Here is a 17,826-nt window from a genome sequence, read left to right as displayed (position 1 = left end):
ACGGCGGCCCCACCGCGGCCCCGACCACTTCCGCCGGGTCGGTGCCCTCCGGCAGCCCGCCGCGTTCGACCACGGCCACGAACTCGGCGGGCCGTCGGGTGGAGAGCGGTCCCGCCTCGCCCTCGCCTGCCTGACGGCGGCGACAGCGGGGGACTTGTCCACAGGCTGGTGGGTGGGGGTTGGTTCTGGGTCTTGACAGGGTGAGGGTGGGTTTTACGCGGTTCTGCTGAGGTGGACACCCCACCCCAAAGCCCACCCCGGCCCGCCCCACGTGGACAACCCACCACCCGAACCACCCCTCGGCCTTACTGCGCGCCCGCGGGATGACGGCGGTCGGTGTTCGCGGCCTCTTCTCCGGCGAGGGCGCGCAGGCCGCCGATGCGTTGCAGTTTCCGCCATCCCATGCGCTTGCCGGTGATCGCGGTGACGACCGACTTCAGCACGATCGCGTACATCAACTGGCGGTACACGAACTGCTGCAGCGGCAGCACCAGCAGCGGCCACATCCGCTCCCGGTCCAGGCGGAACGCGTAGACGCCCCCGGCCAGTTGCAGCGCGAGCACGGCGCACCAGGCCAGCAGCGTCTTCGCCGGGTCGAGGAAGAGCACCCCGTACAGCGTGAACACGTCGATCAGCGGTGCCAGCACCGGCAGCAGCACCTGGAAGACGGCGATGTTGCCCAGCCCGATCCGGCCGAACCGCCCGGACGCGCCGCGTTCCACGAACGCGCGGCGGTGCTTCCACAGCGACTGCATGGTCCCGTAGCTCCAGCGGTAGCGCTGTCGCCACAACTGCCTCAGCGTCGAGGGCGCCTCCGTCCAGCCGCGCGCTCGTTCCTCGTAGACCACCCGCCACCCGGCCCGGTTGACGGCGATGGTCAGGTCGGTGTCCTCGGCGAGCGTGGCGTCGCTGACCCCGCCGGCCTGCTCCAGCGCCGTCCTGCGGTAGGCGCCCACCGCCCCGGGGATGGTGGGGATGCAGCGCAGCAGGTCATAGACCCGCCGGTCGATGTTGAATCCGATGACGTACTCGATGTGCTGCCACAGCCCGATCAGCCGCCGCCGGTTCGCCACCTTCGTGTTGCCCGAGACCGCGCCGATCTCCGGGTCGGCGAACGGCTGCACCAGCCTGCGCACCGTGTCCCGTTCGAAGACGGTGTCGCCGTCCATCATCACGATGATGTCGTGGCTCGCGGCCGCGACGCCCGTGTTGAGCGCCGAGGCCTTGCCGCCGTTGGGTTTGCGGACCACCCGCACATCGGGGTGCCCGAACGCCTCGGCGACGTCGGCGGTCCGGTCGGTGGAGCCGTCATCCACCACGATGATCTCGACCGGGTGGTCGCCGCCGACCAGGGAGGCCAGCGTGTCCTCGATGCACGCGCGCTCGTTGTACACGGGCACGACGACCGACGCGGGCCGCGCCACGGGCGGTCCCCACCGCCCGCCGTTCGCGCGCCGCCGCCGGGCGTGCCGGCCCGCCGGCAGGAACATGGCGAGCAGCCGGACGATCACGAGTGCGCCCACCACCATGAGTGCCACGGTCAGCACGCGCACCGTGAAGACGGACGCGGTCACGGCGAACAGCAGGCCGTTCCCGCGCGCCTGCTCACCGATGTCGGCCGGCGGGTTGGCGGTCTCGCTGCCGATCACGTCGGCGACGGTGGAGAAGGTGTAGCCCTCGGCCTTCAGCCGCGGGATGAGCACGTCGAGCGCAGCCACGGTCTGGGCGCGGTCGCCCCCCGCGTCGTGCAGCAGGATCGTGCCGCCCTTCCCCGGCTCCGGTGTGCCGTTGGCGACGATCCGGTCGGCGCCGGGCCGCTGCCAGTCCAGCGTGTCGATGTCGGACAGCACCGTGATGTAGCCGCGCTTCCCGGCCTGGCGCATGATCTCCCAGGTCCCGTTGTGGATCGCGGCGGGGCTGGAGGAGTACGGCGGGCGCAGCAGCGAGCTGGTGACGCCGGTCGCCCCGGTGACCGCCAGTTGCGTGTAGGCCAGCTCCAGCCGGCGGCGCTGGTCGGACAGCAGTCCCATGTCGGCGTGCGTGAACGTGTGGATGCCGATCTCGGATCCGGAGTCGGTGATCCGGCGGGTGAGCTCGGGGTTCCGGGCGACCTGGGAGCCGACGACGAAGAAGGTCCCCGGCACGTCGTGCTCGTCCAGCACGTCCAGGACGCGCGGGGTCCACGTGGGGTCGGGGCCGTCGTCGAAGGTCAGCACGGCGGTGCGGTCCGGGACCGCGAGCGTCCGCGGGGCGCCGTGCGTGGGGTCGATGATCGCGCCGCCCTCGGTGAGCCCCGGCGGCACCAGGTTCGACTCGTGCGTGGGGTCGATCCTGCTGTCCACCCCGATCTGGGCTCGGACGACGCCGCTGATCAGCAGCGCCACGATGAACGTGTCCAGCATGACGACGCCGACGATCCAGTGCGGCCGCAGCCGGACGCCCGGAGCCGAGGGGATGCGGTGCGCGCCGCCCCGGCGGGTCATCCGGCCGTCCCCGGCGAGGCGTCCACCGGACCGGGCGAAGGGGACGGGGCGGGTTCCTGCGGGGAGGGCTCCTGCGTAGCCGGCGGCTCGGACGTGCCGGGCGCGGGCGGTTCCGCATCGGTGCGGTCCCCCGGCGCGGGATCGGCGCCACCGCTGTCGCCGCCGCCACCGGCGGGCGGGGCCGGTGCTTCGCCGCCGTCCGCGGCAGGAGGCGGCGCTTCGCCTGCGGGAGCGCCCGGTTCCGCCCCGGCCTGTTCCGCCGGTGCGGCGGGGTCTGCGCCGTCGCCGGATCCGGTCGCGGCCTCGGGGACTCGGGCCGGGTCCGGGGCGGCGCCGGCGCGGTCGTCGGGTGAGGGCGCGGGCGCCCCGGAGGAGCCGGGGGAGCCGGGGGAGTCGGCGGAGGACGGGCTCCCGGAGGAGGGCTCGGTGTCCAGCAGGCCGGGCGGCAGGCCGCTGATGAGCCGATCGACCGCGTTCTGCGGTGCGAACGGCAGCGACAGCAGACCGTGCGGAACGGTGCCCGACCCCAGCAGCACGCCGATCCCGACGACGATGACGACGCAGCATCCGGCCGCGCCGTAGGCGAGGCGCAGGGCGAGACGCCGTCGCCGTCCGGTGGCGTCGACGAACACGGGGGCGCGCCCGGCGGTCGCGGTGGTCGTGCCGGAGCCGTCGGCGAGGGGTCGGCCCGGATGCGTGGTGTCGCTCAAGGCAGAACTCTTCCGGCTAGGAGGCACGGGAGAAAGGGCGCCGAGCGGGGGCGTCGGTCGATACTCAAAACAGCGTACTCTTGCCGACTGAAATGCGAGAGTAAAGAATGGTTTGTCGTTCCGGACCGTCCGGTTCCCAGTGCTTTCAGCGGGTTCCGCGGAGGTGCTCCGAAACGCGACCGGGCGGATGTGAACCTTATGGCCTGGAATGTTGTGCAGCCCTGCGTGTACCTTGCGGCTACCTGGAGTGATCGATCCGGCGCCCGATTCGGAGGAACGAATTTCGGCCCCGACCGTTTTCCGGCCGTCGGGACGCGCCCGTCCCGCATCCGCTCCGCACCCGTCCCGCATCCGTTCCGCCCCCGGTTCTGCAGCCTTTTCCGCGGTCGGTGGAATGGCGGGAAATCCTTTCTGTATTCCCTTTGAATGTGTGCGTATTCTGTTCCGCCGGTGGATTCCGCTCCGCCCGCGGTTTCCGCGCCTTGCGCGGTCGCCCCGTGCGATCGCGGATGAAGCGGACGGCCGGAGTGCGCTGCGGAGCGTTCGGCCGGTCCGGTGCACGGCCACGGGGCGTCACGAAGCGGAATTCGCTGGTTGCCGTGCGTTTTCGGGGGGATATGGCCGCCGGATTCGGGACATTGGTCCCTGCGCAAACGAGCCGTTCGCCGCCTACGGTTCCTCATGTGCGCGTTACCGTCTTTGTCAGGCGACGACGTGACGACTGCGGAGGCGATCGATGGCGAGGACGGCCGCGCCGAATCCGATCAGGGTGTTCCTGGTCGATGACCACGAGGTGGTGCGACGGGGCGTCGCCGCGCTCCTGGAGGGCGAGGGCGACATGCGGGTCGTCGGCGAGGCCGGAACAGCCGAGCAGGCGATCAGCCGCATCCCGACCGTGCGCCCGCACGTCGCGGTGCTCGACGTCCGGCTGCCCGACGGCTCCGGCGTGAGCGTGTGCCGCGACATCCGTTCCGGCCACCCCGAGATCGCGTGCCTGATGCTGACCTCGTTCGCCGATGACGAGGCGCTGTTCGACGCCGTCATGGCCGGTGCGGCCGGCTACGTGCTGAAGCAGATCCACGGCGCCGACCTGGTGGGCGCGGTCCGCACGGTCGCCGCCGGCGGGTCGCTCCTGGACCCGCGGAGCACGGGGCGGATGCTGGAGCGCCTGCGCGGCAGCTCCTCCCAGCCCGACCCGCTCGCCGTGCTCACCCCGCAGGAGCGGCAGATCCTGGACCTGATCGGGGAGGGCCTCACCAACCGGCAGATCGGTGACCGGCTCTACCTCGCGGAGAAGACCGTAAAGAACTACGTGTCCAGCCTGCTCGCCAAACTCGACCTCAAGCGCCGCACCCAGGCCGCGGTCCTGGTCGCCCAGCTCCGCAGCAAGGGGAACTGAAACCGGCGCGGGAGAGGTCCAACCGGCGGGCCACGATGGTGCGTGGGCCAAGACGAGGGGGGACATGACGATCGACACCGCCGGTCTCGAAGTGCTCGAACGGCAGGAGTGCCTGTGGCTGCTGGCCGCGGCGCCGATCGGGCGCATCGTGTTCACCGACAGGGCGCTGCCCGCTGTGCAGCCGGTCAATTTCGCCCTGCACGGCGCGGACATCATCGTGCGCACGTCCTCCGGCTCCAAGCTCGCACGGGCCACGCGCGACGCCGTTGTGGCCTTCGAGGTCGACGACTACGACGTCTGCGCGCGCACGGGCTGGTCGGTCATGGTGGTCGGGACCGGGCGCGCCGTGACCGACCCCGACGAGGTGGCCGAACTCGAACGGCTGCCGCTGCGCCCTTGGGCGCCGGGGCCGAGGTCGCACTTCATCCGGGTCGAGACCGACATCATCACCGGCCGCCGGATCCCGGGTCGCTACGTCGAGCCGGACGGGGCGTGCGGTTAGGCTGCCCCCATGGCCGTTGGAAAGCTGCACGAGGTCGTCGTCGACTGCGCCGACCCCGCCCGCCTGGTGCGGTTCTGGGCGTTCGTGCTCGGGGGCGAGCCGGTCGACCGCTCGCCCGACTGGTCCTACGTCGATCCGCCCGGCGGGCCGCGGCTGGCGTTCCAGCGGGTGCCCGAGCACAAGACCGGCAAGAACCGCCTGCACATCGACGTCGAGGTCGACGACATCGTCCAGGCCACCGACCCCCTGCACGCGTCCGGCGCGGAGGTCGTCGGGGACGTCGTCACCGACGAGCAGGGCTCCTTCCAGGTACTGCGCGACCCCGAGGGCAACGAGTTCTGCCTGGTGCGCTAGATGTCTAGATGTACTGACCGCGGAGGTCGGTGACGCGGCCGGCTCCCCGGCCGTCGGCCCCGCCCCGCCCGCTGAGCGGGGCGGCTACGCCTCCGGCAGCGGGACGCTCCAGGTGAGCAGGGTGCCGCCGGCCTCGCGGGGGGAGGTGGAGAACGCGCCGCCCAGGGCCGCCGCCCGCTCGGCCATGTTGCGCAGGCCGCTGCGCCGCCCCTGCGGGGGGATGCCCACCCCGTTGTCGGACACCTCCAGTGTCAGCTCCCCGTCCGCCGCCACGCGCACGTGGACCTCGGCCGCGCGCGCGTGCCGGGCGACGTTGGACAGCGCCTCGCGCAGGACCGCCAGCAACTGCTCGCCGACGCCTTCGGGCACCGCGGCGTCGATCGGCCCGTCGAGGCCGACCCCCGGCTGGCAGCCGAGCGTGCGGGTCGCGTCCTCCACCGCCGCCAGGATCCGCCCGCGCAGCGACGCCTCCTGGGGCGCGGGCGGGTTCTGCAGCGCGAACACCGTCGAGCGGATCTCGCGGATCGTCTCGTCCAGGTCGTCGATGGCGCGCCGCACGCGGTCGCCGGCCTCGGGGTCGTCGATCAGCCGCAGCGTGCTCATCAGCGTCATGGCGGAGGCGAACAGCCGCTGGATCACGATGTCGTGCAGGTCCTTGGCGATCCGGTCGCGGTCCTCCAGCACCACCAGGCGCTCGGCGTCGCGCCGGGCCTCCGCCAGCTCCAGCGCCACCGCGGCCTGGCCGGAGAACGCGTCGAGCATGCCCCGCGTCGAGGGGTGGAACGGGGCGCGCACACCGGCCTTGCCCAGCAGCAGGACGCCGCGGGTGTGGTCGGGCGTGCCCAGCGGGATCAGCAGCCCCGGCCGGAAGCCCCGGTGGCTGAGCATCAGGCAGTCGGCGTGGCGCAGGTCGGGAATGTCGACGGCCGCACCGTCGCGGTAGGCCGCGCCGCACCGGGTCTCGTCGATCACCACGGAGGTGCCGACGATCTCCTTGGCCAGCGGGCCGTCGGCGATCTCGGCGACGAGGTGGCCGTCGGCGGCGTCGGGCAGCATGACCACCGCGATGTCGGCGTCGGCCATCTCCCTGGCCTGCTGCGCCAGGTAGCCCAGCACCTCTTCGGCCGCGACCCCCGACAGCAGCCGCGTGGTGATCTCGGTGGAGGCCGACAGCCACCGTTCGCGCTGCCGGGTCCCCTCGTACAGCCGCGCGTTCTCGATCGCGACGCCGGCCGCCGTGGCCAGCGCGGTCACGATCGCCTCGTCGTCCTCGTCGAACTCCCCGCCGTCGTTCTTGTCGGTGAGGTAGAGGTTGCCGAAGACCTCGTCGCGCACCTGGACGGGCACGCCGAGAAAGCTGGTCATGTGCGGGTGGCCCGGGGGGAAGCCGTGGAAGTTCGGGTGGTCCTGCATCCTGCTCAGCCGCAGGGGGCGCCGCTGGTCGGTCGGGAACGCCAGCAGCCCCTCCCCGTGCGGGAAGTGCGCCACCCGCTGGGCCTCCTCGTCGCTGATGCCCACCGGGATGAATTCGATGAACCGGCCGTCGGAGTCGACCACGCCGAGGCCCGCGAACTTGGCGTTGACCAGATGCGACGCCGCCTCGGTCAGCCGCCGCAGCACGGTCGCCAGGTCGAGGTCGCTGCCGATCGAGACCACGGCCTCCAGCAGCGAGTGGATGCGGTCGCGGGTCGAGAGCGCGTCCTCCAGTCGGGCGTGGAGCTCGCACAGGAGCTCGTCGAGGTGCATTTGCGGAATCAAGGGGCGCTCAGGGGGTTCGGGCACGTGTCCACACCTCCGAGGACACGCTATCTCCACGAATGCCTGTGGTGAGCACTAAACCGCTCAATGTGAAAATTTGTGTCGATATTCCTATTCCACGCGGCTTTCGGGGCGGAATCCCCACTCGAAAGGCACATGGATAACGGATCCCGAAACGGTGAAGGGACGGACCCGGCGGTTCCGCGTAACCGGCCGGGTCCGCCGGTTCCCGGGGCCACCGGTGGCGGGGATCGCCGCGCGATCCAGAGGGGAGTTCCGCCGGGCCCCGGATTGCGGTGTTCCTCTCCACAAGGAGCCGATCAGGCTCCCACCTGCAAGGAAACCGCGTCGCCCGCGTCGGCGGCAATGGCCGAAGGGCACGCGGTGGCGAGGGCTTTGGTCCCGAACCGGGGGCTCGGTCCGCGCTCCGGAGTCGTCGGTTCCGGGCCCGGATGCGGTCGGGCCGCCGGAGGGTTCGGGCATGCGGTGCGGTTCGAACGCGTGTTCCTGTTTTTGTTCTCAGGCTCTGACCAGGCATTCTTCCCCAAATGGCCGTGGAGTGGCCGATGAATTCCGGTGATCGGTTTGCGGTGATGAGTCAGCGTGCTACGGTCACGTTTTGTCGGCGGGGCGGAGTATTCCGTGTCCGCCCGGCTCATCTGCCGCCGGTGAAGGGATCTCGCTGTGGCGTGGAACGGTCGACGGGGACGCGGTGCGCGCGTCTTCGCAGCCGTGCGCCGCCTCGGGAACCCGATGCTGCGCCGCCTGCTGCTTCTGGGCGGGTTCGTGTGCGCGGCCTGGCTGATCGGTTCGGCGCCGGCGAGCGCCGATGCGCTGGGCGCGGCGGACGAGGCGGCCTCGGCGGTGACCGGGGCGCCCGCGTCGCAGTCTTCATCGCATTCTCAGTCCCCGTCGCAATCCCGGGCCCACGACGATCGCGGGCCCGCTCAGCAGGCCGTCGAGCGGAGCACGCGGACGACGGCGGAACGCGCCGGTTCGGCGGCCCCTCGGGCCACCGAGCCCGCCGAGCCCTCCAGGGCGGCCGCCGATCCGGTTCGGCCCGCCGAGCCGGATGTGTCCGAGGTCGCGGCCGTGCCGCAGGCCGAGGACGCCGTCGACGCGGTCGCCGACATCGGGGAGCGCGTCGAGATCGAGGGGCGGCACCGCGACGACCGTCCCGAGCGCGGGCGGGAGAGCGGGCCGTCCGAGAAGCGGGACGGGCAGGACGCCCGGACCCACGAGCCCCGCGAGGCCGAGTCCGCCGATCGCTCCGACCGCGCGCACGACACCGCTGCGGCCGCCGCGAGCGCGCCGGACGCGGTCGAGCGGCCCGCGGCCGACGACGACGGTGACGCCGACGACCGCGCGCACGACACCGGGGCCACGGGCCCCGGCGCCGCCGTCGCGGGGTCCGCGCAGCCGCAGGTCGCCAATCCCTTCGGCGGGATGTTCGCCGGATTCCTCACCCACACACCGGCCGCGGCGCGCTCCGGCGCCCTGCCGCAGGCCGACCGGATCGCCTCCGACGCGGTGCCGCAGAGCCCCGTGGACGATCCCTCCTTCTCGCCCGACTAGCCGCGGCGACACCGGTCAGCGGAGCGCGCGCGGCGCGTGACCCGCGACGCCGCCCGGCGGCGGTCCGGCGACGGCACCGCCCGGCCGCACCGCCGATTCCCAGCCCTTCTCTCCTACCTGGGGGCTGACGTGAGTCCCGTGCCCCGACCGCACGGAATTGACGTCAGCCGGCGGTTCGCCAGACCACTCGGCTGATCCCGGCGCATCACCGGCGCGCCCATCCAGACGCGCCGCCGACGCGGCCGGAGGCTCCTCCTGAAAACATCCGCCGCGAAGCGCTCACGGCCGGGGCGCACCGCGGTTCCCGGGCGCGGGCACCACCGCCCGCTCTCCCGATACGACAGTCACGATCCGAGAGGACGTTTCGATGCTGAAGTTCACGCGCAAGTCCGCCAAGGCCATCCTGCTCACCGCCGGCGTCGCCGGGTTCGTCGGCCTGGGCGCCGGCGTCGCCTCGGCCGGCGTCGCGAGCCCGGTGGACGACGCGGCGCGCACCGTCGCCCCGCACACCGCCCCGGCGACCGGCCTGACGGAGCGGCTGAGCGGCGCGGTCCCCGGTGCGCCCGGCACCGTGCACACCCTGCCCGCCGCCCACGGCTGCGAGTCGTCCGGCGCACACGGCCTGCTCGGCGGGCTGAACGGAACCAATGGCAAGCTGAACGGCACCAATGGCAAGCTGAACGGCACCGCGGGCAAGCTGGAGGGCACCGTCGACGGGCTGTCCGGGGACGTCGAGCGGACCGTTCCGCTGACGGCGCCGGTCAACCCCGGCGTGGCGGCCCCCGGCGTGGCGGTGCCCGCCGAGGTCTCCGAGGCCTCCGAGGACGCCCGGCAGCGCGTCGACCAGCAGGCGGCCGAGGCCGAAGGCGCCCTGGGTGAGGCCGAGGGGACTCTGGACGAGACCAGGGCCGCGCTCCCGGGCACCGGCGACGCGGTCTCCGAGACCGAGCGGCTGCGGGCCGGGGCCGAGCAGGCCGCCGACGGCGCCGCGGCCGATGCCGCGGAGGTCACCGAGAGCACCGAGAGCACCGACGCGCTCCCCGACGCCGAGGCCGTGTCCGAGGAGCCCGCCTCCCTGACCGAGGAGCCGGTGCAGGCCCTGGAGGACGCCGCCGACGTCGACTCGGTGGACGTCGCGACCCCCGTCGACACGCCGCTGCTCTGAGCGCTGCCGACCCCATGAACGGGTGTCCCGTCGACCGTCCCGGCGGGGCACCCCGCTCCGGCGGAAGGGCCGTCCAGCGGCCCTGATCCCCGGAGCGGTCTCCCGGCATCGGAGGGCGGTGCAGTTCGGGAGACGGGGGCCACCACCTCTTTCCTGATCGGAGGGGGAGGAGAGGGGCGGTGGCCTCAACGCGGCGGCGGCGCCCAGGCGCCGCCGCCGACGCCGATCAGCAGCCGCGCCGGTCGGCGTTTTGCCTTTCCCGCCGATCTCGACCTTGGGTTTCAACCTTGTGGGGCCTAAAAATCCCAGCAAGGTCACGATCGCCGGACACGGTGATCGGTCGCCGCGGCCCTCACGCGCCGGTCGGTGCGCTCCACTCCTCCAGGGTCCAGGCCATGTTCCAGAAGCGGACCTCGTGGTGGCAGCTGTCCTCGAACGCCCGCTCCATCCTGGCGCGTTCGGCCGCGCCGGCGTCGGCCGCCAGCGAGTCGAGCATCGAGCGCAGCTCGGTGGTGACGGACTGGCAGCCGGGATCGGCGTAGAACGTCCACCAGCCGAGGAACGGGTTGTCCGGGCCGGGCCGCTCGTCGCGGACGAACCGGTCGGCGGCCCAGGTGTAGGTCCACGGGCAGGGCAGCAGCGAGGCGAGCAGTACGCCCAGGCTGTCGCGTCCGGCCGCCATCATGTGGTCGACGTAGGCCTGCGCGCTCGGCGCCAGGCGGCCGACCTGGGCCTCGGCGTAGCCGGTGCCGGCGTGCTCGCACAGGACCTGGTGCGGGTGCGACTCCTCGTCCAGGACGAAGGCGATGCTGTCGTGGAAGTGCCGCATCCACCCGCGGTCCGGCGAGAGCGCCAGGCCCAGGCCGTAGCAGCGGATGTAGGCGCTCAGGTACTGGTGGTCCTGGCCCACGTAGTGCAGCACCTTCTCCTTGGCCAGGGTGCCGTCGCGCATCCCGGCCAGGAAGGGGTGGTCGTAGAACGCCTCGAACAGGTCGGCGTGGCGCCGGCCCAGCTCGGCGGTGAAGCCGGTTTCCATGGTGGCGACAGGGGAGTTGCCCACCGCGTTCCCTCCGCTCGTACGAACGAGATCAGGTTCAACGGGTTCGGGCGCCGCGCCCGTCTCAGTCCCGTTCCGGGACACCCCGCGTGGTTACCCGGGCCACGTTACTAGGGCCGCCCGATCGGCGGTACCCCGGAGGGGCCGCGGCCACCGGAGGCGGCGGCCGCGGCCCGCGGTCACCGCCGGTCGGTTCCGGTGCCCTCGCCCAGGCCGTTGACGCAGGGGTCGGAGGTGGCGTCGCGGCCCTCGATGCTCCCGGCGGAGTCGCCGGAGGAGGACTCGGGCGCGACGGGTTCGGTCGAGGGCTCGGCCGGATACGACGGCGAGGGGGTGCCCGACGCGCTCGGATCGGGGGTCGGCGCCTCGGGGCTGCCGCTCTCCAGCATCGCGTCGGTGACCTGGCCGTCGGTGTTGACGGCTTCGAACAGTTGGGCGGCCTTCTCCTCGTCCCAGACCACCCGGTTGGGGTTGTAGGGGGCCGGCCACCACGGCACCGTGTAGAACGTGATGTCGTCGAGGTCGACGTCGGCCAGCGTGGAGCCGATGGAGATCATCTTGTCCAGCGTGAGCTCGTCATCGGTCGCCGTGTGTTCGGTGACGGCCTTGAGCAGGGAGGTCGTCTTGCTCGGGCTGGTGAGGACGTCGCTGCTGGTCACCTGCTCGGCCAGCGCGGCGAGGAACATCTGCTGGCGGTCGATGCGGCCGATGTCGCCGCCGTCGCCGATCTCGTAGCGGGCGCGCACGAACGACAGCGACTCCTCGCCGTCGAGCGTCTGCACCCCGGCCTGCAGGTCGAGCTTTGAGCGCTCGTCCTCCATCGGCTTCGGGATGCACATCTCCACGCCGCCGACCGCGTCCACCACGTCGCGGAAGCCGACGAAGTTCAGGTGCGCGAAGTGGTCGATGCGGATGTCGGTCAGCGACTCGATCGTCTTGACCGCGCACGGCGGGCCGCCGTGGAAGAGCGCGGCGTTGATCATCCCGTAGTAGCCCTCGGTTCCCTCGGTGCCCTCGTAGGGCCTGCACTCGGGGAGATCCACGAGGGAGTCGCGCGGGAAGTTGACGACGGTGACCCCGTTGTCGGGGGAGATGTGGGCCAGCATTAGGGAGTCGGAGCGCTCGCCCACGAAGTCGCGGCCGCCGTATTCGGCGTTGTCGCCCTCGCGCAGGTCGGAGCCGATGAACAGGATGTTCACGTCCTCGCCGATCTTGGGCGGGCGCTCCTCCTCGTCGAGGGCCGAGGCGAGGTCGTGCTGGACCATGTTCCCGCGCAGGGAGCGGTAGTAGCCGTAGACGGTTCCCGCCCCCGCGAGCACGGCCAGCACCAGTGCCACGGAGGTCCAGGCGACCACGCGCTTCCACTTGCGGCGACGGGGCGGGGTTTCGGACGCTGCCGCGGGAGACTCATCGGACATAGAAAAGGGTGCCTTCTATCGGCGGGGCTGGAGGGTGCCGGGGCGAAAAACGGCCAGGGGTCCGGACATGACAGGGCAGAGCGCCACGAGGGGATGCGGACCGCATGGTACCGAGCCGATCTTACGAGAATCCCCGAGGGAACGCGTCCCGGGGAAGACCGGGAAACCGCCGTCCCCTCCGCCTTCCGGCGGAGAGGACGACCGGAACGCCATGGTGGCCTCCTTCGGTCAATCCTCTTTCGAAAGCGGGGTTGCGACATGAGGGCTGCGTTGAGCGCTGACATTCCCGTTCGGTGGGTTTTGAAACGGTTCGTCCGGGTCGGTGGCCGCGCCAATGGCGGAAAGGCGCGCGCAGGAAAGTGGGGAAGAGGGGATGGTGCCGCCCGATCGGACCGGAATGGGCACGGTGCGTACCGCCGCGGTCACGGAGACAGTGGACTCGCGTGGGTGAGGACGCGGCCGTGCTTGTAAGGTTTACCTACCGATGCGAAAAATATTCACGACGTCCTCATTCCTGCCCCGATGAGCCCCGGCGGTCGTGTGTGCCCAGCCTCTGCACGTTTGAAGCGGACCTTTGATGCCGATCTCTGCGCACCCAGCCGATTCCAACCCCGAGCCCGTACGCCTGCCCCACACCCACGTGCACGAGCAGCAGCCCGACCTGGTCGAACGCGTCACGGTCGGCCTACGCGCCCACGAGAGCGTCGTCATGGGCGCGCCGACCGAACGAGACCGGCAGCGCATCGTCGCCGCCGGCAAGGTCGCCGGAAAACGGATCAAACGAAACGTCGCCATCGCTGTGACCGAAAACGGCGTCCTGATCGAGTTCGAGGACCTGCGCGACCCCCTCGCCCAGCCCCGGCAGTCCCCGGAGGTGTCGCGGGAACGAGAGCTCGGCCCGGTCCCCGAGGAGGAGGACGACCCGTCGCCCCTGCTCCGGTTCGACCCGGAACTGCTCAACCCCGCCGGGCCGCGGGGCGGCGAGGTCCCGGACGGGACGGACCCCGAGGCCGACGCCCCCTTGCCCCGCCGGGTTCCCGGCACCTCCCCGCGTCCATGGGAGTGGTCCCGGCGGCGATCTTGACCTTGTGGGCGTTATTTCAACGGTGGTTTCCGGCGGTGGTTGCAGCGGGGTGGTCGATGGTCGCTCTCCCGGCCCTGCTGAACCGCTGCGGGCCTGATGGGGCTGTTGTCAGGCGCGAAGCGTCCGGCGACGCGCTGGCGGCGGCCCTCCAGGTCACCGTTGGTGCACGGAAAGCCCGCGGCCACGGTCTCCGACACCACGCAGCCGTTGCGACAGCCCCCTGAAACCGCCGCTGCGATCACCCCGACAAGGTCAAGATCGGCGAGAGCGGACCGTCGCGGTGAGCCGGAAGTCGCTGGTGGAGCCGGCGTAGTCCGCGGCGTCCCGGTCTTCGGCGAAGCGGACCTTCAGGTACAGCGTCCGGGTCCGGCCCTCCTCCAGCTCACCGAGGTCGGAGCCGATGGTGCGGCCGTCGGCCTGCTCGGCGGTCGCGACCGGCTCCCACTCCAGGCCCGGGTCGCTCCAGTCCTGCCGGGACCGGTCGCTCCAGGCGACCTCCAGCGCCCGGCTCAGCGGTTCGGCGCCTTCGGGGGTCCGGTCGGAGACGGTCGCCGTGGCCAGTTCGGAGACCACCCCGTCGATGTCGCCGGTGTTGCTGAGCTCCAGTTCGAACGCGCCGGACTCCGGCCACATCCGCCCCGGTCCGGCGTCGCCGAAGTCGATCCGCACGGCGCCGGCCGGGCCCGTGCGCAGTGCGACGTCGAGCTCTCCGGCCGTGACGGGCAACGCCCCGCTGTCGGCCTCCGCGGTGAAGGACGCCCGCGTCCCCAGGACGGCGCCGCCGATCGCCCCCGCGACGGCCACCGCGCCGATCCCGGCGAGCACGGGCCTGCTGAGCCGCATCATCCTGCCCTCTCCTTCACGGCCCGCCCGTCCGGCGGGGCGGGCCTCACGCCTGCCCGAGCCGCACGGTGAACGCGAACTCGGTGCCGGCCCCCTGGAAGCGGTTGTCGTGGTCGGGGTCGCCGTCGGGCCAGCGCACCTGGAAGTGCAGCTCCTGGGTTTCGCCGGCCCCGACGGTCCCCGGCCTGCGGCGCAGCGAGTCGAGCACCGAGGCCGACGTGCGGGGCAGGGCCGCCCAGCCGCTGCCGCCGTCCCAGTCGGGGGCTCCGCTGCGCTTGGCCTCGGTGGTGTAGCGGATCTCCAGGGCCTCGCTGAGGTTGGGGCGCCCGTCCGCGCCGCCGCCGGTGATGGAGATCAGCAGCTTCTCGATCCGGGCGTCCACGGAACCGGTGTTGTTGACGACCAGCGTGTAGGAGTCGCCGTCGGAGGCCGGCCACCGCCGCCCCGGTGCGGCGGCGGTGATGGCGACCGGCCCGCTGCCGTCCTCGGGGCCGAGTCCGGCCGCGTCGACCGACAGGTCCCCGGCCCGGATCTCGCCGGCCTGGCCGCGCGCGTTCGCGGTGAAGTAGGCGTAGGTGCCGCCGACGCACAGCATCAGCGCGCCGACCGTCGCCGCCGCTCCCAGGGCCAGGGCCGCCCTCTTCTTCAGGGCCGTCCTCTTCTTCAAGGTCATGGTCGCGCCTCCCCTCTCCAAGGGCGCTCCCGGACGCGTCCGAGGTCCCGCACCGGGCGCCCGGTGCGGGACCTCGCCGCTCGCTCGGCCGTGAACGGTCAGGCGCCCTGGTTCCTCTGGTCCAGGTTCACCTGGAACCTGAACGAGGTGTCGGCGTTCTGGTACGGGTTGTCCTCGTCGGGGGTCCCGTTCGGCCACCGGATCTGGAAGTAGACGTAGGTCGATTCGCCCGCGTCCAGGTTCTCATCCCCCGGCAGATCGCTCAGCGCTCCGGCGTCCAGCGCCTCGAACGCCGGCGGGCCCCAGTTGCCGGGCTCCCACGAGGTGGGCTTGATGACGGCGCGGATCTGCAGGCGGTCGGCCAGGTTCGGCGTTCCGCCGGTCAGGTCGACGATCTCGACGGAGTCGATCTCGCCGTCGACGGAGCCCTCGTTGGTCACCTTCATCCGGTACCAGTCGTCGCCCCAGTGACCGGGCAGGTCGTCCAGGTACACCCGCCCCGGTGCGGCGTCGTCGATGCTGACCGGCTTGTCGGTCAGCCCGCTGCCGCTCTGGGAGACCGTGACCGACAGGTCGCCGGCGGCGACGTTCTGGCCGGTGGTCCGGTCGCTGTCGGTGAAGTAGGCGTAGGTTCCGCCGGTGATCGCCACGGCGGCGCCGATCACGGCTGCCGCGCCGAGACCGGCGACGAGTTTCTTGCGCTTGCTGCTGGCCATGGAGGTCCACGTCCTTTCGAGCCGGGCCGGTCCTGATGGGGGATGGCCCGATGGGGACTTCGGGGGCGGCGGAAGGCGTGCGGCGGGCCGTCGGGGGGAATCGGGGTCCGGCCGCGCCGCGCGGTGTTCCTCGCGGCCGGGCATCGGGCCGGGAACGTCTCCGGCCGCGCAGGTGTCGCCGACTCGCCGGGATGCCCGCCCAACGGGGCGGGCAAGGGGGGCGTGCAGGAGGCGGAGCACGCCGCCCGATCCGCCTCCTGCGTCGCAGCCCTTCCGACTGCCGAGTACGACTCTGCCGGTCCGGAGCCGATCCGGTCATCCCCAAAGTCGATGAAGTCCGTTTCCCCTTTTTTGGCGATGTCGCAGCGAACGCGTTCCGGCAGGGTGGTGGGCCCGGCACGTGCGTTCTCGGTCCGCCGGCGCCGCGCGCACCGCTGCGGCCGACCCCTGCCCCCGATCGCCGCCGTTGCAGTGAGGACGTGAGCCCATGAGCGCGAACCGCGCCCGTGACGTGCGGGGCCGCCCGCCGGGCGCCGCGGCGGCCGCCGCGGCGCCCGGCACGGGTGTCGCCGCGCGGCTGCGGCGGGTGCGCGGCCACCTGGTGCCGGCCCTGGTGCTCGTGGTCCTGGCCGCCGCGGTCGCCGCGTCGATCGCCGGACACCGGCGGGTGACCGACGCCGCGTTCAGCGTGCGGGCGACGACCGGCCCGATCACGGTGACGGGGCCTTCGCCGTCCCCGTCCCCATCGCCGTCGCCGTCGTCGCCCTCGGCCGGGCCGGACGGCACGACCGGGACCCCGTCCCCGACCCCGTCCGAATCGTCGGCTCCACCGCGCGGAGGATCGCGGGAACCGCGGCCCGAGGCGGCACCGGAGGAGTCGGCCGAGGCGTCGGCCAGGCCCGACGGTCCCGACCCCGCGCGGACGCGTCCGGCCTCCACGGCGGACCCGTCCCCGGAACCGGGAGAGGTGCACCCGTGACCCCCGTGGCCCCCGTGTCCCCCGTGGGTTCCATGACCCCTGAGAGGTCCGTGGACCCCGGGACCTCCGTGAGCCCGGGGACCCCCGCGGCCTCCGCGGGCTCCGGGATCCCCGGCCGTCGGCGCGCCCCGCGCCGGATCGAGACGTGGGCGGCGGTCCTCGCGCTGCTCGCCGCGCTGACCGCGGCCCCGGCGTCCGGCGCCACCGCGGACGCGCCCGAGTCCGCCGGCCTGGTGCGCGTGGGCGCGGACGGCGTCGACGCCGCGGGCATGAGCCGCCTGCGCGCGGCCGACATCGCCCCCGGCTACAGCGGACGGTGGTCGGTGACCCTCGCCAACGACCGCGCCGAGCCGGTGGCGGTCGGGGTGCGGGTCGAGGACCTGGCCGACGACGACAACGGCTGCACCCGCCCCGAGGCCCGCGTCGACGGCACCTGCGGCTCCGGGGAGGGCGAGCTCGCGGAGCACCTCAGGCTCGGCGTGGGGCCCGAGGGCGCCGGAGGCGGACGGCCGTCCGGCGCGGCGCTCGGCGACGTGGCGGCGGGGAGCGGCCCGCGGCCGGTCACGGTGCCCGCCCACGGGCGGGTGAAGGTGCTCGTCGACCTGGAGCTTCCCGCGTGGACCGGCAATGAGGTGCAGAGCGACTCCGTGGCCTTCACCCTGGTCTGGCGGGCCGACGCCGGACCGGCGGGGGAGACGGGCGGCGGATTCGACGGGCCCGCTGCCGAGGACGGCGTCGAGGTGCGCTCCGACGCGGTCGGCGGCGCCGGGACGGCCGGGCTGCCGCTGACCGGCGCCGCCCTGACGTCACTGCTCGGCCTGTCCGTCGCGCTGCTGGCCGGCGGCGGCCTGCTCGCGGTCCGGTTCCACGGCCGCCGAAGGACATCCGTCTGATGACCGGGCCGGCGTCCGACGACCCCGCCCCGCGAACGCGGTGGTCGAAACCCGATGGGACGGCCTCAGCGGGGCGGTCTCGGTGAGGCCGTGAAAACCGCCCCGTCCCACCCGCACACCCCCATCGTCGCGACCGGCCGGGACGTACTCGAGCAGGCGGGACAGCGCTGCGGGATGGGGGCACCGTGCCGCCTCGCCTCGAGACAGGATGGAGTCT

At 72.9% G+C, this 17,826-nt stretch carries 16 protein-coding genes and 1 riboswitch; of the genes, 8 read left to right on the top strand and 8 right to left on the bottom strand.

Features of this window, described 5'->3' with window-relative positions; genetic code table 11:
* Window positions 1-305: 305 nt before the first annotated feature.
* Together HDA32_RS27445 and HDA32_RS27440 are read right to left on the bottom strand one after the other, a co-directional pair.
* Window positions 306-2,483, bottom strand: coding sequence for a bifunctional polysaccharide deacetylase/glycosyltransferase family 2 protein (locus tag HDA32_RS27445; RefSeq protein ID WP_179645903.1), 2,178 nt, complete (start codon window positions 2,481-2,483; stop codon window positions 306-308).
* Window positions 2,480-3,193, bottom strand: a complete 714-nt coding sequence (locus tag HDA32_RS27440; protein ID WP_179645902.1) for a hypothetical protein — start codon at window positions 3,191-3,193, stop codon at window positions 2,480-2,482. Before HDA32_RS27440 ends, HDA32_RS27445 begins: the two co-directional genes overlap by 4 nt.
* Window positions 3,194-3,929: 736 nt before the next feature.
* Here HDA32_RS27440 and HDA32_RS27435 point away from each other — a divergent pair.
* From HDA32_RS27435 to HDA32_RS27425, 3 genes are all read left to right on the top strand, one after another.
* On the top strand, window positions 3,930-4,592 hold the full coding sequence (locus HDA32_RS27435) for a response regulator (protein ID WP_179645901.1): 663 nt from the start codon (window positions 3,930-3,932) through the stop codon (window positions 4,590-4,592).
* A 64-nt stretch (window positions 4,593-4,656) separates the two neighbouring features.
* Complete coding sequence (locus tag HDA32_RS27430; RefSeq protein ID WP_179645900.1) at window positions 4,657-5,094, top strand: pyridoxamine 5'-phosphate oxidase family protein; 438 nt, start codon at window positions 4,657-4,659, stop codon at window positions 5,092-5,094.
* Between the two features lie 9 nt (window positions 5,095-5,103).
* Window positions 5,104-5,448, top strand: coding sequence for a VOC family protein (locus tag HDA32_RS27425; RefSeq protein ID WP_179645899.1), 345 nt, complete (start codon window positions 5,104-5,106; stop codon window positions 5,446-5,448).
* Between the two features lie 84 nt (window positions 5,449-5,532).
* On the opposite strand, the gene HDA32_RS27420 is transcribed toward HDA32_RS27425, so the two are convergent.
* Complete coding sequence (locus tag HDA32_RS27420) at window positions 5,533-7,230, bottom strand: sensor histidine kinase (RefSeq protein WP_376766995.1); 1,698 nt, start codon at window positions 7,228-7,230, stop codon at window positions 5,533-5,535.
* Between the two features lie 660 nt (window positions 7,231-7,890).
* Between HDA32_RS27420 and HDA32_RS27415 the strand changes: the two genes are divergently transcribed.
* Window positions 7,891-8,781 carry a hypothetical protein gene (locus HDA32_RS27415; protein WP_179645898.1) on the top strand — a complete coding sequence of 297 codons (891 nt, stop codon included), beginning with the start codon at window positions 7,891-7,893 and terminating at the stop codon, window positions 8,779-8,781.
* A 367-nt stretch (window positions 8,782-9,148) separates the two neighbouring features.
* The gene (locus HDA32_RS27410; RefSeq protein WP_179645897.1) at window positions 9,149-9,946 is read left to right on the top strand and encodes a hypothetical protein; all 798 of its coding nucleotides are present in this window, start codon (window positions 9,149-9,151) and stop codon (window positions 9,944-9,946) included.
* 352 nt (window positions 9,947-10,298) lie between these two features.
* Here HDA32_RS27410 and HDA32_RS27405 read toward each other — a convergent pair whose 3' ends face one another.
* Complete coding sequence (locus tag HDA32_RS27405) at window positions 10,299-11,006, bottom strand: TenA family protein (RefSeq protein ID WP_312863352.1); 708 nt, start codon at window positions 11,004-11,006, stop codon at window positions 10,299-10,301.
* A riboswitch (TPP riboswitch) is annotated at window positions 10,994-11,101 on the bottom strand. It overlaps the preceding gene by 13 nt.
* Before the next feature lie 81 nt (window positions 11,102-11,182).
* Window positions 11,183-12,421 (bottom strand): LCP family protein, encoded by a 1,239-nt coding sequence (locus HDA32_RS27400; protein WP_179645896.1) that lies wholly within the window; start codon window positions 12,419-12,421, stop codon window positions 11,183-11,185.
* A gap of 577 nt (window positions 12,422-12,998) precedes the next feature.
* Between HDA32_RS27400 and HDA32_RS27395 the strand changes: the two genes are divergently transcribed.
* Complete coding sequence (locus tag HDA32_RS27395; RefSeq protein ID WP_179645895.1) at window positions 12,999-13,505, top strand: hypothetical protein; 507 nt, start codon at window positions 12,999-13,001, stop codon at window positions 13,503-13,505.
* Between the two features lie 252 nt (window positions 13,506-13,757).
* On the opposite strand, the gene HDA32_RS27390 is transcribed toward HDA32_RS27395, so the two are convergent.
* The 3 genes from HDA32_RS27390 to HDA32_RS27380 form a co-directional block, all read right to left on the bottom strand.
* A complete protein-coding gene (locus HDA32_RS27390; RefSeq protein WP_179645894.1) occupies window positions 13,758-14,351 on the bottom strand; it encodes a hypothetical protein in 594 nt (197 codons plus the stop codon).
* 43 nt (window positions 14,352-14,394) lie between these two features.
* Window positions 14,395-15,021: a hypothetical protein gene (locus tag HDA32_RS27385; protein WP_246334501.1), complete on the bottom strand. Its 627-nt coding sequence runs from the start codon at window positions 15,019-15,021 to the stop codon at window positions 14,395-14,397.
* A 98-nt stretch (window positions 15,022-15,119) separates the two neighbouring features.
* On the bottom strand, window positions 15,120-15,737 hold the full coding sequence (locus HDA32_RS27380) for a TasA family protein (RefSeq protein WP_179645893.1): 618 nt from the start codon (window positions 15,735-15,737) through the stop codon (window positions 15,120-15,122).
* Window positions 15,738-16,224: 487 nt separating this feature from the next.
* Between HDA32_RS27380 and HDA32_RS27375 the strand changes: the two genes are divergently transcribed.
* Both HDA32_RS27375 and HDA32_RS27370 read left to right on the top strand, forming a co-directional pair.
* Window positions 16,225-16,716: a hypothetical protein gene (locus HDA32_RS27375; protein WP_179645892.1), complete on the top strand. Its 492-nt coding sequence runs from the start codon at window positions 16,225-16,227 to the stop codon at window positions 16,714-16,716.
* Between the two features lie 32 nt (window positions 16,717-16,748).
* Complete coding sequence (locus HDA32_RS27370) at window positions 16,749-17,609, top strand: hypothetical protein (protein WP_179645891.1); 861 nt, start codon at window positions 16,749-16,751, stop codon at window positions 17,607-17,609.
* Window positions 17,610-17,826 lie beyond the last annotated feature (217 nt).

Source organism: Spinactinospora alkalitolerans (genome assembly GCF_013408795.1).
Taxonomy (GTDB): domain Bacteria; phylum Actinomycetota; class Actinomycetes; order Streptosporangiales; family Streptosporangiaceae; genus Spinactinospora; species Spinactinospora alkalitolerans.
The sequence above is the reverse complement of the archived record's forward strand: the minus strand, read 5'-3'. Positions and strand labels throughout refer to the sequence as shown.